Origin of the sequence: Neisseria dumasiana, from assembly GCF_022870885.1 — a bacterium.
Lineage (GTDB): Bacteria > Pseudomonadota > Gammaproteobacteria > Burkholderiales > Neisseriaceae > Neisseria > Neisseria dumasiana.
This window is the reverse complement of the sequence record NZ_CP091509.1, coordinates 1,949,668-1,965,283: the sequence shown is the minus strand read 5'-3', so window position 1 is coordinate 1,965,283 and position 15,616 is coordinate 1,949,668. Positions and strand designations below refer to the sequence as shown.

General features: G+C 46.4%; 21 protein-coding genes. 2 read left to right on the top strand and 19 right to left on the bottom strand.

What is annotated here, in order from left to right:
• Positions 1 to 16: 16 nt before the first annotated feature.
• The 5 genes from LVJ88_RS09140 to virB10 form a co-directional block, all read right to left on the bottom strand.
• Positions 17 to 412 carry a single-stranded DNA-binding protein gene (locus LVJ88_RS09140; RefSeq protein ID WP_085419020.1) on the bottom strand — a complete coding sequence of 132 codons (396 nt, stop codon included), beginning with the start codon at positions 410 to 412 and terminating at the stop codon, positions 17 to 19.
• Positions 413 to 429: 17 nt separating this feature from the next.
• Positions 430 to 759, bottom strand: a complete 330-nt coding sequence (locus LVJ88_RS09135) for a hypothetical protein (RefSeq protein WP_085419019.1) — start codon at positions 757 to 759, stop codon at positions 430 to 432.
• Positions 760 to 807: 48 nt separating this feature from the next.
• Positions 808 to 1,134 carry a hypothetical protein gene (locus LVJ88_RS09130; protein ID WP_085358492.1) on the bottom strand — a complete coding sequence of 109 codons (327 nt, stop codon included), beginning with the start codon at positions 1,132 to 1,134 and terminating at the stop codon, positions 808 to 810.
• 38 nt (positions 1,135 to 1,172) lie between these two features.
• Positions 1,173 to 2,267, bottom strand: a complete 1,095-nt coding sequence (locus tag LVJ88_RS09125; protein ID WP_085358494.1) for an ATPase, T2SS/T4P/T4SS family — start codon at positions 2,265 to 2,267, stop codon at positions 1,173 to 1,175.
• 69 nt (positions 2,268 to 2,336) lie between these two features.
• On the bottom strand, positions 2,337 to 3,353 hold the full coding sequence (virB10, locus tag LVJ88_RS09120; RefSeq protein ID WP_244694148.1) for a type IV secretion system protein VirB10: 1,017 nt from the start codon (positions 3,351 to 3,353) through the stop codon (positions 2,337 to 2,339).
• A 14-nt stretch (positions 3,354 to 3,367) separates the two neighbouring features.
• On the opposite strand from virB10, the gene LVJ88_RS09115 reads away from it, so the two are divergent.
• The gene (locus tag LVJ88_RS09115; RefSeq protein WP_244694147.1) at positions 3,368 to 4,021 is read left to right on the top strand and encodes an IS1595 family transposase; all 654 of its coding nucleotides are present in this window, start codon (positions 3,368 to 3,370) and stop codon (positions 4,019 to 4,021) included.
• Positions 4,022 to 4,023: 2 nt separating this feature from the next.
• On the opposite strand, the gene LVJ88_RS09110 is transcribed toward LVJ88_RS09115, so the two are convergent.
• From LVJ88_RS09110 to LVJ88_RS09045, 14 genes are all read right to left on the bottom strand, one after another.
• Complete coding sequence (locus LVJ88_RS09110; RefSeq protein WP_085419071.1) at positions 4,024 to 4,266, bottom strand: hypothetical protein; 243 nt, start codon at positions 4,264 to 4,266, stop codon at positions 4,024 to 4,026.
• The gene (locus LVJ88_RS09105) at positions 4,263 to 5,102 is read right to left on the bottom strand and encodes a TrbG/VirB9 family P-type conjugative transfer protein (protein ID WP_085358498.1); all 840 of its coding nucleotides are present in this window, start codon (positions 5,100 to 5,102) and stop codon (positions 4,263 to 4,265) included. The genes LVJ88_RS09110 and LVJ88_RS09105 overlap by 4 nt, the downstream gene beginning before the upstream one ends.
• The gene (locus LVJ88_RS09100; protein WP_180384088.1) at positions 5,099 to 5,842 is read right to left on the bottom strand and encodes a VirB8 family type IV secretion system protein; all 744 of its coding nucleotides are present in this window, start codon (positions 5,840 to 5,842) and stop codon (positions 5,099 to 5,101) included. Before LVJ88_RS09100 ends, LVJ88_RS09105 begins: the two co-directional genes overlap by 4 nt.
• Positions 5,842 to 5,961: a lipoprotein gene (locus tag LVJ88_RS09095; RefSeq protein WP_158087730.1), complete on the bottom strand. Its 120-nt coding sequence runs from the start codon at positions 5,959 to 5,961 to the stop codon at positions 5,842 to 5,844. Before LVJ88_RS09095 ends, LVJ88_RS09100 begins: the two co-directional genes overlap by 1 nt.
• Before the next feature lie 73 nt (positions 5,962 to 6,034).
• On the bottom strand, positions 6,035 to 6,199 hold the full coding sequence (locus LVJ88_RS09090) for a pesticidal protein Cry5Aa (RefSeq protein WP_085390655.1): 165 nt from the start codon (positions 6,197 to 6,199) through the stop codon (positions 6,035 to 6,037).
• Positions 6,200 to 6,219: 20 nt separating this feature from the next.
• Positions 6,220 to 6,681, bottom strand: a complete 462-nt coding sequence (locus tag LVJ88_RS09085) for a cytochrome C oxidase subunit III (RefSeq protein WP_085419028.1) — start codon at positions 6,679 to 6,681, stop codon at positions 6,220 to 6,222.
• Positions 6,682 to 6,704: 23 nt separating this feature from the next.
• Positions 6,705 to 7,685 carry a TrbL/VirB6 family protein gene (locus tag LVJ88_RS09080; protein ID WP_085358504.1) on the bottom strand — a complete coding sequence of 327 codons (981 nt, stop codon included), beginning with the start codon at positions 7,683 to 7,685 and terminating at the stop codon, positions 6,705 to 6,707.
• 58 nt (positions 7,686 to 7,743) lie between these two features.
• The gene (locus tag LVJ88_RS09075; protein WP_085419027.1) at positions 7,744 to 7,950 is read right to left on the bottom strand and encodes a conjugal transfer protein TraH; all 207 of its coding nucleotides are present in this window, start codon (positions 7,948 to 7,950) and stop codon (positions 7,744 to 7,746) included.
• A gap of 20 nt (positions 7,951 to 7,970) precedes the next feature.
• Positions 7,971 to 8,639: a TrbJ/VirB5 family protein gene (locus LVJ88_RS09070; protein WP_244694146.1), complete on the bottom strand. Its 669-nt coding sequence runs from the start codon at positions 8,637 to 8,639 to the stop codon at positions 7,971 to 7,973.
• 71 nt (positions 8,640 to 8,710) lie between these two features.
• Positions 8,711 to 9,688 (bottom strand): IS30 family transposase, encoded by a 978-nt coding sequence (locus tag LVJ88_RS09065; protein WP_244694145.1) that lies wholly within the window; start codon positions 9,686 to 9,688, stop codon positions 8,711 to 8,713.
• Positions 9,689 to 9,825: 137 nt separating this feature from the next.
• Positions 9,826 to 12,213 (bottom strand): VirB4 family type IV secretion/conjugal transfer ATPase, encoded by a 2,388-nt coding sequence (locus LVJ88_RS09060; RefSeq protein WP_244694144.1) that lies wholly within the window; start codon positions 12,211 to 12,213, stop codon positions 9,826 to 9,828.
• A complete protein-coding gene (locus LVJ88_RS09055) occupies positions 12,125 to 12,556 on the bottom strand; it encodes a VirB3 family type IV secretion system protein (RefSeq protein WP_085419037.1) in 432 nt (143 codons plus the stop codon). Before LVJ88_RS09055 ends, LVJ88_RS09060 begins: the two co-directional genes overlap by 89 nt.
• 11 nt (positions 12,557 to 12,567) lie before the next feature.
• Positions 12,568 to 12,888, bottom strand: coding sequence for a hypothetical protein (locus tag LVJ88_RS09050; protein ID WP_085419036.1), 321 nt, complete (start codon positions 12,886 to 12,888; stop codon positions 12,568 to 12,570).
• Between the two features lie 61 nt (positions 12,889 to 12,949).
• The gene (locus LVJ88_RS09045; RefSeq protein ID WP_233127575.1) at positions 12,950 to 13,564 is read right to left on the bottom strand and encodes a lytic transglycosylase domain-containing protein; all 615 of its coding nucleotides are present in this window, start codon (positions 13,562 to 13,564) and stop codon (positions 12,950 to 12,952) included.
• 691 nt (positions 13,565 to 14,255) lie between these two features.
• Here LVJ88_RS09045 and LVJ88_RS09040 point away from each other — a divergent pair.
• Positions 14,256 to 15,602 (top strand): DUF2868 domain-containing protein, encoded by a 1,347-nt coding sequence (locus LVJ88_RS09040; RefSeq protein WP_198941577.1) that lies wholly within the window; start codon positions 14,256 to 14,258, stop codon positions 15,600 to 15,602.
• The last annotated feature ends 14 nt before the right edge of the window (positions 15,603 to 15,616 follow it).

Here is a 15,616-nt window from a genome sequence, read left to right as displayed (position 1 = left end):
GAAAAACAAGGTCAGATTACATCATGTTGTATAAACTGCCATCCTGCGGAACATCATTACCGGATTGTGTATGACGGTTGGTTGTATGGATAATCTGCATTTCGTTTGCGATTACTTCAGTTACGTTGCGCTCTATACCGCTATTGTCGGTATATGGGCGTGTCCGCAATTTACCGTACACCTGTATGCAATCGCCTTTTTTCATATACTGGCACACGACTTCGGCGTGACGGCCGTATAGCAAGACAGGGAACCATTCGACGTGTTCCTTCAATTCTTTTGTTTTTTTATCTGTCCATTTTTCGGCAACGGCGACTGTGATTTTGGTTGTGGGCGTTCCGTCGGGCATGTAACGTAACACTGGGTCTTTGGCCAAGTTGCCCATGACTTCGATTTTGTTGATATACGGCATACTCCCCCCTTTTTGACTTATTTATCTGTTTCAAAAGTGTTAAGAACAGTATGCGTTCGACCGGTTTTACCACTCCCCGGGGAGCCTAATACCATATAGGATGTTTGCGGCCAGCAAACAGGGACAATCGATTCTATATCGATTATTTCGTTTTCCTCGTGATACTGTTTTTTAAGCTCAGGTAGGATAGATTTATTTAAATCCTCCCAAACCCGAATGGGGGGAGATTCCAATATGAGTGATATAGCACGAATCTTATTACTCATATCTGCATAATCCCCCCCTGTTGATCTGTAAACAGATGCGCGGACAAAGTAACTGAATTTTTCTCCAACAGGTGAAGTCATTGGTAAACCTTTCTTTTTTAATCGCAAAAAAAGCAGCAACAACCATGTTCAATAGCAACGTATATATTGATGAATAATTTCGCAGTCATTTTGATTATCACTGGCTTCCGTATTCAGGACATCTGAAGAGTTTCGTATGCGGGAAAGCATAGACAATTCTTGAATAACCAATTCCTCAGTTTCTTGGTTAAATTGTTTTGAAAATAAGGCAAAAATGTAATAAAAAATATCTATATAATTGTCTCCCATTTCATACTCGAAAATCCGACTTACGGCCCGAATTTCTTTGTTTAAATCTGCCAAACCATCTTCACCCAAGCCGTAAACCGTACCGCACACATACCAAAGTTTTTTCCCATTAACCGGCAATGTCACTGAAATACCTTTCTTCTCAACCTACAAAAAAACAGCCGTCACAGACGGCCGCTCATGGCATAGAATTTTTCAACCGGATCGAAATACAACTCGGTCATGCGGGTTTTTTCAAAGTAACAAATCACATCAATGGTTGCCCGAACAGTATTCAGTATGTACGAATGATCCATACTTTTCCCTGCCGGAGATTCCATCGCCAGCTGCGCGATACGATAATGAACGGAGCGGGCATCATTGGCATGGACCGAAGTTAACCCACCCGGGTGTCCCGTATTGAGTGCGGCCAAGTAATCCCATGCTTCATCACCGCGAAGCTCTGTCAAAAATATACGGTCAGGTTTCAGCCGCATACAGGCAGCAACGATCATTTTGGCCGAAATGTGTTCTTTATAAAAAAGATGGGCATGGTTAGGATGGTTGGGCAGGCTCAATTCGTGCGTGTCTTCAATGGTAATCAAACGCTCGTTTTCGGGAATTAAGTCGGCAAGGGCTTTAGTAAACGTGGTTTTACCGGAACCCGTGCCGCCAACCATGCAGATATTTAACTTACGGGCAATCGCTATTTTAAAAAACTCGACCAAATTCCCATTGGCTTTGTGTTCCAACATCTTATACTGCCAGTCAGCCAACTTTACATCGTGCGGCAACTTCATCTTGTCGCAAACATCACGGACATAACGGCTGTCAATTTCAATTTCGGATGCCATACGACGTTCAGGTACACCGTGAGATGATACATCGTTAAAGTCTTTCAGACGGCCTGTATTGATATAGTCATCCAAGCTGAAACGGTTGTTCGATGGTTTACGGAAGGCGAACACCATTGTTCCGTCTTCGCAGGAAGGCGGCATCATGATGTGACCACGTTCGCCATCAGGTAAGGTAACGGAATGAATGGGAGATTCGTGGGAGATATATTTTTTGTTATAAGTACACAAAGTGTTCGCCAACTTTTCCAATGTATGGAAAGTCAAATCCTCTCTTTCTAATCGGCGGCGGCCATCGGCACCTTCCAAAAATACTTCGCCCGGCCGGTTAATAAATACTTCCGTTATTCCCGGCATATTGAGATATTCAGTCAGTCGTAACTTTTCCAATAAATTTCGGGATGATACTGAATTGTCGTGAGCCATATCTTTCTCTCAAAATACTTATTGTGGATACCTCAAAAAAGCCGTTCCCATATGGGAAACGGCTTGTGGTCAGTAGGCACCCGGAACGGTAATATTTTCATATACCCCTGAAAAATCGACATCGCGGGCAGCAAAAATCATGATTTCCGTGCCTTGATTGACATAACCTGTCGGCGGAATATTAATGCTGTTTTTCAATATCTCGGTTGCCAAGTCCTGAGCGGATTCTGTTGTGCTTTCAAAACTCACATCGGTTCCCTTGCTGCTACGGCGGTTTCCTGCGACAGCCACAACATCTTGTATCATGCTGATCATGACCGCACCGCCGATTCTGCGCCAAAAATGGTGTTTGACTTTAGCCGGATGGCCTGACGCACCAAGCGCATCACCGCCGGGACTGTCTATCGCCACACGGATACCTTCAGGTGTTTCAAGGGTGTTCCACAAAACAAACACCCGTGCCTGACCCTGCGTCAATGCGGAGGTTTGCTCTCCGATGACGGTTGAACCGCGCTCGACCAAAAGTGTTTTGCCGTTCGCAGAATATACGTCTTTGGTTACTTGGCAGCGGGCTAAGCCGGGATGAGTGGTTACAATTTTGCTTGTGGTAACACAAGGAATCCCTGTACCTCTACCCAATACATACGTTAAATCGCCACGGCTTTCTGCTAACGCCGTCTGATATGCTCCGGGACGCAACTTGGCTGTTAAGGCGTTATCAGAAGGGGAAGAGATGTTACCGGTAGAAAGATTCCCATCCATGCTACCTCTTTCCCCAATTGACGCAATTTGACCGGCTGCATTGCTGCCGGAATTGCCTAGCCCTTGTGGAGACAAGTCCGAATCCAAACGTTCGTCGGGTGGCGGCGGAACTTGAGCCGGAATTGAGGTTTCATTGATAGTTACCTTGTCGGATACAGAAGAAGCAGCTGCAACTTTTTCTTCTTTCGCAGGTTCTGAAGCGGTAATTTCGGGCTTTTGCGTCATTTCCAAGATTTCTTCCTGTTCAGATGCAAAGCTTTTACTACCGGCTTTATTATTGACAGTTTCTTCCTCTTTTTGGGGCTGACGTAGATTAGCAGTCATGATAGGCTGCCAAAATGAAGATAACCCACTGTAAGTTAAAGAAGAGTCTGCAAAGAAAACTGCTTGAATATTTTGTATTGGAAGTAACCGCACGTTCTGCTGCCGATATCTTGGGTATTCAGCCCAATACGGCTATTCTCTTCTACCGTAAAATCCGTCTTGTTATCAGCCATCATTTGGCTTTGGAAGCAGATCAGGTTTTTGAGGGCGCTATAGAATTGGATGAGAGCTATTTCGGCGGTAAGCGTAAAGGAAAGCGCGGTAGGGGAGCAGCAGGTAAAGTGGTGGTTTTCGGTATCCTTAAACGTGGAGGTAAGGTTTATACGGTTGTAGTGAATAATGCCCGAAAGGAAAGTTTATTTCCTGTTATTACAAGGAAAATTACACCTGATAGCGTAGTTTATACGGACTGCCTGAGCAGTTACGACGTGTTGGATGTCAGCGGTTTTCACCATCACAGGATTAATCACAGCAAAAAGTTTGCCGACCGACACAACCATATCAACGGCATTGAGAATTTTTGGAATCAGGCGAAACGTGTCTTGCGCAAATACAACGGAATCGACCGAAAATCTTTTCCTCTGTTCTTGAAAGAATGTGAGTTTCGTTTTAACTTCGGGACACCAAGGCAGCAGTTAAAAACTTTGCGGCTTTGGTGTGGTGTTTAGGGCTAATCTACTTCAGCCCCCTCTTTTTTAACCGGTGTTTCGTCAGAACCGCCGGCAAACATCATCAAGCCGCCGATAGCCAAGCCTGCAACCATCAAGCCTATAAGGAACAGCACAAAACCCAGCATACTGTTCTTTTTTTTCGTATTGAGGTTTGTAGGGATACCGCGTTCGATAGTGTTATCGCCGATGCGCTCTTGCAGGGTCTGACGGTCTTCTTCGGAAGGAATATGATTACGGCTCATTTCTTCTCCTTTTTCATGCGTACAGTGCGACTTTGGGTCGTACCGGTAATGTTGAATTTACCTTTGGGGTTGTAACTGCGGTTTTCGATGCCGAGAACCGATTTACCCAAACGCAGTACAAAATGCTTGGCTGTTTCATGTACAACCAAAGTATCACCTTCAACGTGGCTGTTGACGGCAGCTTCCGTACCGTCGGCTTTAACCCGGAATACCGCAGGCAGGTCTTTTGCATTATCGAAACGGAAGTAGGTAAAGCGTCCGTTGTCGTAAATTTCCGTTGGTGCCAACGATTTTTTACCCCGCCCCCAATAGTCAAGGTTGTATCCTTTACGAACGGGATTGCGTGCTTCCTCCATACGAAGTACGGCTTCCGCGTTGGCGTATTTAGCCATCTCGGCCTGCTGTCGTTTGCGCGCTTCTTTCGGATAGCGGAATTCGAGTACATAGGTTGGCGGGTGGTTTTGATTGGACATTTTCAAATCGAGCGAATAGCGGCGGTTTTTATTGGAAACCATCAGCAGATTGGTTGCCGGTTGCGGCTTCGTCGGCTTGAAAAAAATATTGTTGCCACGGACAGAAAAACCCCATGCCTTACCGTAGCCGGTCACCAAACCTTCATTGACAGGATTAGCCACATCAACCGTTTCACCTTCTTCCAGCTGAAGCAGTGAGGCATAACCAACTTTTGCTCTAACGACAACCACATCGTAGGGATTGTGATTGACATGCTGAATCCTTGTATCGAAAGAGGAATGTTTGGGATTGACTGCGGCCGTGGCCGTCTGAAACGAAAAACCGGCCATCAGGCCGGTTATCAACAAGGTAGGTTTTATCATGGTGCAACCTCTTCAGTGACGTTGTAACTCAACACCTGAAAGCCCAGCGGATTTATCAGGCGGTCGGCTTCACTCATCGGTGTTGACTTGAATTCAAATGCCATTGTGGCAATCATCTTTTGCGGAGGTGCAGATTTGGTATCCGCATCCGCCCCTACCGGTATGGTTCTCTTTTCAAAACGAACTTGAGCCATATCACCTACAAACGAGATATTGGTTACTTTTACCGTTGTTTTAAAATGGTTTTTCAACATCTTATGCGGCGCGGCAGCATGGTTGTAGATGTTTCTGAACTCAGTCTGTATCGCGGGAGAACTAAGCAGATTGGTTGCATCATAAGTGGCCTGAATCGTGTTCCAGTCGTATGCTTCACGATAACGGACATATTGCGAAAGCCAATAACGGTTAGTTACTTCGTCATATTTCATTTCTTTATTTTTTATCGTGGTCATGATATCCACCGCTCCGGTAGTATCATTGACGCGGGCAACATAAGGCACGGCTTCCTTTAATGGTGTCAGCCCCATAACGGCAGCAACTGCTAAACCGACAATGACAAGGCTGCCGATACCTACCCGTTTCCAAGTGCGTGCATTCTTCTGAGCTTCGTCAACGAGAGATTTTTCAAAACCTAAAGCCATGTTGATCATTTGGTTCACTTCTTTATGAACGCTTTTTTTCTGCTCTTTTTGCAATTGCTCGGGTGTTTGAGGTTGTTTATTGGATTTGCGTTTGAACATTATTTCATCCCGTTCTGTTGAGCGTTAATCGGAAAAGCCTGTCCGTAAGGCTGTTTGGGTGATGATGAACAGGCCGAGAGAATGGCAGCCAAAACTGCCAGTAATATAACTTTCTTCATAGCGGTATTCCTTGTCGGTAAACATAAAGCCCGACAAGATATCTTGTCGGGCTTTAGCTGTTGTCGTCTAAAATCAGTCGTCGTACCAATCACGGCGACGACCGGAACAGGCCACTGCAAACAATGCAGCGGGAAAAATCAAAATCATCATAATTGCCGGAGCAATGTTACTATCCCGGTTGAAGTAGGCAACCAAAACCAGTGCCCATACCACACCTATTCCTAACAGCATTTTCATGATGGATTCTCCTTTTGGGCTTACCTTATATGCTCAAAAGCATAATTGTTTACTTCGGCACTCCAATCGCGTCCGTTGTACAGATTTCTAATGGTAACAGTTCTACCGTATCTGTCCAACAGGTAAACGGTGTAGCTATGGGCAGCCCATCCAAAGACGCTTTGCCCATACTGTACTTGATCGAAGTTTTCCCACCGTATGCCGCGTATGCCTTTTGCCCAGGGCAGCAGGCCGCTGTAATACCATACTCCTGTTTCATCAACATAGGCGCGACAGCGGCTCAGTTGGAACATCACCCATCCGAAGCCGGACAAATACAGCAACGTCAACCCGTAAAATACACTCTGGGCGGCAACTTTTCCCAAAGCCAAGCCGAGTAGCCCCGATATAATCGAAAATGCCGATGAAACGACAAATAAATACAGCAGGACACCGATAGCAAAATATTGGATATACACTACCCAAGACAGACGGGCGGTCATATTGTACTCCTACATGATTAAGGTTAAGAAGGCCGCTTGTTGAGCATAGGGGAGATACCGCCGCCGCTGCGCCGTGTAGAGGCAGCAGACAACATAGCTCCACCGGCACGACCGGCCAAGCGGCCGACAGTACCCATGCCGCCTGCCAAAGAGTTCAAGTGTCGGGTTGCACCTGACAATATGGCTCCACCGGTTAAAGCAGAAGCGATGCTTGGAATATTGAAAACAACCACTAGGAAAATAATGGTTTGCAATAAAAACAACGGCGGCAGCAATTCGGCAGCAGCATAATCAGCCACCCCGCCACTGAGTGCCATATTGATTGCTTTATCAAATGCGGTCATTTGGACTTTAGCCAGCAAAACAAACATCGTGCAGGTGATGATATGGTTCATACATTGTCCGATCCAATTGATTGCATATTGACGGGTGGCAGGAAAAAGCATGAACGCGAGAAAAAGCGGTCCGATCATCAAAACCAATGCCAGTGATATTTTTGCCACCATATAAAAGGCAAACGATAGTCCGACAACCAATGCACCACAAACAAGGATAATGGCACTTATCTTCACTGCTAAACCGAAATGCACCCCCAAGTCATACCATTGATATTGTTCATGTAATTTAGAAATGCTATACAGCAAATCCATTAACAGTTTCCAACTGGCATCCAATGCGGAAGCATCAACGGTATAACCGCCGGCAAAAATACCTGCAATTTCATCCGGTAAACCGTATGTAAGTACGGCCAGTTTCATGTACGCTGCCGGGGCAAAGGCAAGACTGATAATAACCATCCAACCGCAACATTTTTTGATGAAATCAACCAGCGTGGTATCAAAACTTTGTCCGTAATAGTCCCATATCACCAACAGCACATACAGGGAGAAGCCTGAGAGAAACAACGGGGAAATCTGACTGATAAAGTCCCCGGTTTTATCAAGAAGATTCTGCCCCAAATCTGCGCCAAGCGTTTTTGCCACGTCTGCAAAAAAAGTAGACATAAACGTCTCCAATTAAAAAGCCACCGTTTTACCGGTGGCTTTATATGGTTAATCGTGGTTAATTTTCAGGTATAGGAAACTTCTTGTGACAATCCACATTAGTATTGTTGATTCGATTTTGACGAATACAACTATCACGTTCTTGGCGGATTTTGCTGATTTCCATATCCTTGTTCATCTTTTCATAAAACTTCTCTTCTTCGGATTTTCCGCAGGCAGATAATAACAAAGCCGCACTGATTAAGCCCAACAGTTGAAGTTTCATTTCAGATGTCCTTTCAATATTTAACCACAGGATTTATTTGTGTTGTTGATACGGTTTTGGCGAATACAGCTATCAACGGCCTGCCGTTTCTTAAATTGTACTTTTTCGTCCAACGCCATAAAGCGTTCCAACATATCCAATTGGGTTTGGTTTTGCTGGATATAGGCATTTTCCAATTGAATACGGTTCATCAGGTCGGCAGCCGCCTTCGCATCTTGGGTTGTGTTGACCTGATTCATCAATGCCTTGATGTTTTTAAAACGTAGCTCTGAATCTTTAATAGCCTTTAAAGTCAGATCGTAATGCTTAACCAAACGGTCATTGTCCGCATTCTTGTCATAGCCTTTGGAACTCAGTAAATCTTTAAAGTTCCCGTTTTTAGCCTTCATGGCTTGGCTGTAAACCGACTTCCACTCGTCCGGCAATTGCTCGAGTGCTTCGGTTTTCAGGATATTACCCAAATTCCGATTTCCGGTAATCGCCTTTAACTGGCTTTTCAGTTCGGAAATCTGTTTGATTTGGTTTTGAATCTGCTCTCCCATCTGAATCCCTTGTTGGATAGCTTGGGCAACAGCCGCACCGTCAAAAACAGGAATACCGGCTGCAACGGCAGCCGTTGAAGAACCGAGCATCAAGCCTGCTGAAACAAGAACGGCGACAGCAGATTTTTTGAATTTTCGAATATTCATGATTACCTCACTTTAGATAAAGAAAAAGCCGCCAAATGGCGGACAAAAGCAAATACCCTTAGATTCTAATTTCAAGTGCAACACTCAGGTAGTAGTGGTTGGAACAGATTCAAGAATAAAACACTTGGCGTTTCATAGCCAAGTGTTTTTCTTGGCCGGTGGTTCAGCTCATCCTGAACCCTGCGTATTTCCCGCTCACTAATGTTGCGGAAATCCGTTTGTTTGGGGAAGTATTGGCGGATGAGTCCGTTGGTGTTTTCATTCAGCGCCTTTTCCCAAGAACGGTAAGGGCGGCAGAAATAAGTTTCCGCTGCCAATGCTTTGGCTATCCGGGTGTGGCGGTAGAATTCCTTGCCGTTATCCATGGTGATGGTGTGCACCCTGTCTTTATGCGCCCTCAGCGCCCGAATGACGGCATTGGCCGTATCTTGGGCTTTGAAGTTCTTCAATTTGCAGATAATGGTGTAGCGGGTAACCCGTTCGACCAGTGTCAATAATGCGCTTTTCTGATCTTTGCCGACGATGGTGTCGGCTTCCCAGTCGCCTATACGGGATTTTTCGTCGACGATGGCGGGTCGGTTTTCAATGCCTATGCGGTCGGGTACTTTGCCTCTGCTCCATGTGCTGCCGTAGCGTTTACGGTAGGATTTGCTGCATATTCTGAGATGCTGCCACAAAGTGCCGCCGTTGCTTTTGTCGTCGCGCAGATAGTTATAGACGGTGCTGTGGTGGAGTGTGATTTGGTGGTGTTTGTGCAAATAGGCGCACACTTGCTCGGGGCTGAGTTTGCGGCGGATGAGGGTAGCGATGTGTTGGATCAGCTGCGAATGGAGCTTATAGGGCTTTCTTTTGCGCTGCTTGGTAAGCCGGCTTTGCTGTTGGGCTTTTTTGGCACTGTATTGCTGCCCTTGCGGGCAGTGCCGTTTGATTTCGCGGCTGATGGTGCTTTTATGGCGGTTAAGCCGTTTGGCGATTTCGCTGATGCTGTGGTGGCGGGACAGGTATTGGATGTGGTATCGTTCGTCTTGGGTCAGTTGTGTGTAGCTCATATGCAATCTTTCTTGCAGGAAAGGCCGTATGCTACCGCATACTGGCCTTTTTCTGTTGTGGAAAGTTGCACTTCAAATTTGAATCCGCTACCGTCTGAAAAATTCAGACGGTATTTGTTGGCGGCACACCGCATTGTTTAGGCGGTATTAGCGGTCGCTTCCCCTAGTACCGTCTGATAAAGCAGCGGGAGCCATACTTCGGGATCTTCGCTGCCGGTCTCTTCAATGATGCGGTGCATATGAGCTACGTTTTCCGACGTGCCGGACAAGACAATCATTTCCTTGTCGAACTCATGCAGATCAAGCGTTGCCAACGTGCTTTGTTTTCCCTGCTTAATCAGGAATGTGCGGCTGAGCGGGTGCAGCTTGATGACTTCCTCAGCCTCTTTATACGTCAGTCCGCATTGCATATAAGCGTCTCTGCTGGCATCAGGATTAGGCAGGAAAATCTTAGTTGGTGTCTGCTGAACAATTGCGGCTGCATTGGGAGATTTGGCCGCGTCCTCGGGAGACTGTGAATCTAAAAACATAAATTCACCCAACTTCCGGCCGGTCTTCAAAGTTTTAAGCATCAACTCGGAAGTAATATCGAAACGGTCTGCATACCAAAACTCGGCAATAACCGAAGCCAACAGACTGCCGTCCTGTGCTACACGCTCCGACATGATTTCTTTCAGGTAAAACAGGTACGACAATACTGGTCCTGTTGGCTCATAATTTGTTTTCAGAATACAAGTGGCATCCATTCCTATCCGGTAGAAAGCGTCGGGATTGAAACGGTTTTGCAGGCTGTCTAGACACCATGCGTATTCCCCATTTTCGCTTCGACACCACTTTGACAAACGGGTGCGTAGCGAATTTTTGGAAGTGGAAAAAGGCAGGTTATCCAACAAAGTGCTGAAATTTCTATGTTCTGAAGCCAGCTCATACAAGGTATCTACCGCCAATTTGATCTGCCTTTCTTCCGAAGCGTCCGCACCACCGGCACACAGATTGACCAACCGGTACAGAAAACTGCGATTTTTCGGCAAATCAGGCAGTTGGAACGGATTTAACCCGCTATCCACGCCTTCTTCCAGGGCAAAATATGACCCACCCAATGCCCGTACAAAAATCTCCATCCCTCTATCCAAATCCAACACGAACATATAAGGGTTGAAGCGTTCCATAAATGCTAAAACAGCCGTTTCGAGTGCCGTCTTACCTGTGCCCGTCGCACCGGTAATCAGAGTATGTCCCGCTATTTTTTTGCCGACCATATTGAGGTCTTTAAGGCTGTAATGCAGGCTTAGATTAAACAGCGTGTTGGACAGCGTTTTCAGCGGCATAACGGGGGAGCCGTCACCAATTGGGTTTCCCCAACTCTTGCCTTGAGGGTAATTGTGCATACCGAAGACAGTAGCAAGATTGGTAGTGGTTTTGGGAATCATACGAGGACGTTGGCGATAGCCCGGTATTTGGCTGAAGAAGGTTGAAGGCATGGAGCCTGTAGCCCGGACAAAACGGAAGGAATGGGCATTTAGGAATGCCGTCACGGCTGCCGAACCGTTTCTGTCAGCAGCCTTTTCCGTCTTACCATAAACCACAAGAGAAGCGGAATAATCGCCAAACATGGTTCTGCCCGCGGCCAGCTCGCCTTTACCGATGAGCAACTCTTCCTGCTGATCTGTTGCTTGGTCATTGGCACTAATCAAGGCATTGTTCTGTTTATTAATGGCCGTCTGCATCTCCGCATTTTCAGTAAAGACAAAACTCTGCGTCAGTGTAAATTCACAAGGCAATGAGAGAACGGGCAGCAAAACCATGATTTTGCTTTTGCCAAAGTCCTTTAAGTCATAACATGTGGCGAATTTACGGTGCCTGGCACTCCTGATTTCCAAAATATCCGTACCGAAATGCAGATCTGCCGACGGAATGACCTTATATGCCGCGGATGCGGTTAAGGGAATTTCTTCACGCAAGCCGCCATTGCACAAAGTACCTAAAAACTGATATGCCTCGGAGAATGTCACGCCTGAATCATTTTCATAAACCGACAAAGGCTGCGGCTCAAAGAGTGACAACCCTTTTACCATCAATTCCAAAAGCTCTTGGGCTTCCTCAAGGCCGTCTGAAAAATCTGTATATTTCAATACGGCTGTTATGTAAAACAGGTTCTCATAGTAATTTTTCCCGCCGAACTCTTTGATATAGTGTTCTGAAAACTCCTTACAGAAATTCGAGGAGAACTCATACTTGTGATTTAAGCCGATTTCCTGTCTCTGAATTGTTGTCCATAAGCCAAGCCGACTTCCATACTGCTTACCCGCAGCATTAAGCACCCTTTTCAATGTTTCATTGGCTGCAATCAAATGCCCATCGTTAACACCTTCAAAAGGAATACCCTCAAACTTTAGGGTAAAACCAAAGTAGCCGCTGTCGTAATGAAAAATATGTTCAGAAACGTGCCGACTGACTTTCGGAAAGAAGTCTTGCTGCGGCGGCTGCTTCCTCAATATCTTCATTAATAAATCGGGTATAATCATCTCGGTCTCTTCCAAATTTAGTTGCAGAAATAGTTAAAGTGTCTCCGAATAAAACGGACTTCCGTCGGACAAACCACCAGTAGATTTCCAATCCCAATATTCTTATTGCCTGATCATCCCGTTTAACCAAGATGCGCAAAAAAATAATTACGGGAATACCCAGTAAAAAAACGGAAAGAGCTTTTAAGCCCAACAAAGGTATTAGCCCCATTGCACTAACCATCAATGCTATAAGCAAAATAAAAGCCGGTACTATCGGTACACCGGCTATCATGGCCTCGCGGGACAGTCCGTCATAGGTGCTGTATTCGGTATCTATATCGACTTCCGGTAAATTCCGCATTTTTAGTTATCCTAAGAAAAGGAGGCTTGTTTGCCCCAATCAAAGACCGCCTTAGCTATTGCCAAGGCCGCACCGGCAAGAAAAATCCAACCACATACTTCCACCACGTCTTTCAAAGTTTTGTTACCCAAATAACCCCAAACAGCCGTTACAAGCATAGCCAGACCGGCCAAGATACCTACAATACCGTAGAAGCCCATAATCGCATCTTTGAGGCTACTCTCGGCAGAAGATAATCCTCCGGCAGCCAATGCAACTTGTGCTCCGCCAAGCATGACGGACAACAAAAAAGCTTTAATCCATTGACGGGTATTTTCACTTACATATTTCATACAAATCTCCAAAAAAAAAACCGCCTAGAGGCGGACACACAAAAACTACATATTTAATTAATTAAAAGTCACCAAATACATCCCAAGACGCATGCTGTTTGGGGGCCTGAGCATAAGCGGCTTCTAAAGGTTCGGCTCGTTCTGCTTTAGCGACAGGTTTGGCCCGGTAAACCGCTTTAGCGAATGCTGTATGTTTCCCAGCTGCATAAGCAGGGTTGCCGCTCAATTTTGCATAACGGTTACGAACCAAATGGACATATTTTTTAGTTTCGGGATACGGTGGAATGCCTTTATATTTATTCACCGCCCCTTCACCGGCGTTGTATCCCGCTAAAATAAAATCCAAGTTACCGTTAAAATACTTCGTCAGGTAACGCAAATACCGCGTACCGGCGATAATATTCTGTTCAGGGTCATACAAATGTTTTGGGTTAACACCCATTCTTGCAGCAGTCGGCGGAATAACTTGCATCAATCCGCGGGCGTTCTTATTTGACAATGCGTAACGGTTGCCACCGCTTTCACGAGCCATAACCGCCCATACTAGATTTGCGTCTAAACCTTGCGCCGCCGCATGTTTTTCTACTAAATGTTGATATTGAGGATACGGTGCTGCGGTACAGATGGCGGAACAGAATGCTGCCGCCAATACGAAAATAGTTTTATTTCGTTTCAATTTACATACTCCTTTGTGAAGGGCAAAAAAAGGCGTCTGAAATACTTCAGACGGCATCACGCTAAATGATATATAAACATTAATTTGTTTACGCTATTTTCATAGCTACATTCAAAATAAAAACGAAAATTTAAACATACCCTTTACGATAGGCAGGCTTAAGTTTTCGTTTTCAAGGTGTGCCTAATTTGTGCCTGATTGCACTTAAATAAGGCTGTTTATGACTGTAATTGCAGGCTTCACTCTTGTTTAAAAACAATTAGTTATATTTATATTTTAGGACTTAAAATAAGTTTATTTGCTATATTTAAAAGGCTTTCCCCTATTTTCAGCTTGTCTTGTTCTTTAAGCCGATTTCAATCAACTGATTTTAGTTGGTACAATTTCGCGTATTTGCCAACGAATGCCGCTAAACGATCGTCAAATAAGCAATTTGAAAGCCGGCTGATAAAATCCGAAACATAGATAACAAATGTATTTAATTGGGAACCGTAGCCTGAGACCTCTATAAAACTCCTACCTACAGGCATTTCTATGCTGTGCCCAGCCTATCTATATATGATATGTCTGTATTCTCCGTGCCGCTTGCCTGAAAAGGCACGTTCTAGAGCTTTTGCAAAGGTCTCAGGTCGTCTGAAAAGCGGCCTATGCTAAAATAACGCCTTATTTTCAAACAGCCTCTTCATTTTCTATGCTCAACCCACACCGCCAGCTTACCGAACTCGTGCGCCTGCTTCAGGAACGCAGCTACATTTTCCCTGCCGACCCGCAACCCATCACCGAAGCCCTGCGCCATGCCGACGGCAATCCCGAAACCAAACTCAACCGCCGCGCCGAAATGATCGACAGCGACCACAAGCTGCAAGACAGCCTCGCCCGCGTCCGCAGCCTGTTTGCATGGCTGCTGCTGGCGGCTACCGTGTTTTGGCTGGTAAGTGGGTTTCTCGGCACCTTTACCCTAATGCAGCAATCGGGGCTGAACTTCTTTTTCGTGTTGGCAGGCGTGCTTGGTTTGCACACCCTGATGCTGCTGGTGTGGCTTGTCGCCGTAGGCATGCGCTTCAAACCCAACGGTTTTTTTGCCAATCCTGCCATGTGGATACGCGGCAAAGACCCCGTCAACCAAGCCATCCTGCGCCTGTATAGCGACGAATGGAACAAACCCGCCACCCGTTGGCTGATAGGCCAAACCACCCACCGCCTGTGGCTGGCCACACTGCTCGGCATGCTCGCCGCCGTCGTGCTGCTGCTTACTGTGCGCCAATACACCTTTAACTGGGAAAGCACCCTGTTGAGCGACAGCACCTTTGTCAAAGCCGTGCAGGTTTTATCATGGCTGCCCGCCAAACTCGGCTTTCCCGTGCCCGATACCGAGGCCGTCTTAAACAGCCGCCTGAACAACGACATCACCGCCTCCCGACAATGGGGCGGCCTCTTAATCGGCAGCATTATCTGCTACGGTCTGCTGCCGCGCTTCGCCGCATGGCTCGTGTGCAAAATCCTTGCCCGCCGCACTCAAAGCCCGCTGCCGCTTGAAAAACCCTATTACCAACAAATCATCCAACAATGGCAGCAGCGCGTTGTCGATGCCGACACCCAAAGCGAAACCGTAACTGCCGTCGCCCCCAAAATCAGCCTCAACCAATCCCCCAAATGGGCCGTGATGCTCGATGCCGAATGGCCCGACAAAACATGGTTCAAACATATCTTAGGCCAAGACTGGCTCGACAAAGGCACCGCCGACAGCCGCGATGCCGTGGCCGTCTTAAAAAACGAATTGCAGGCACAGCCCGCACAACTGCTGATCGGTATCCGCGCCCGCAGCGTGCCCGACCGCGGCATCCTGCGCCAAATCACCGCTCTGGCCGAAGCCGCACAAGGCGGAGCAGTGGTGCAGTTGCTGGTGGAAAAAGACTTTTCAGACGGCCTCGAAGACTATTTAAGCCAATGGCACGCAGCCCTAACCGAACGCAGTTTGCCGTGGTTGGATCCGGCTAGGGTTAGCCAGCGGGAGCGGTTGGAGCGGGAGGCCGTCTGAAAACAAAAAGCCGT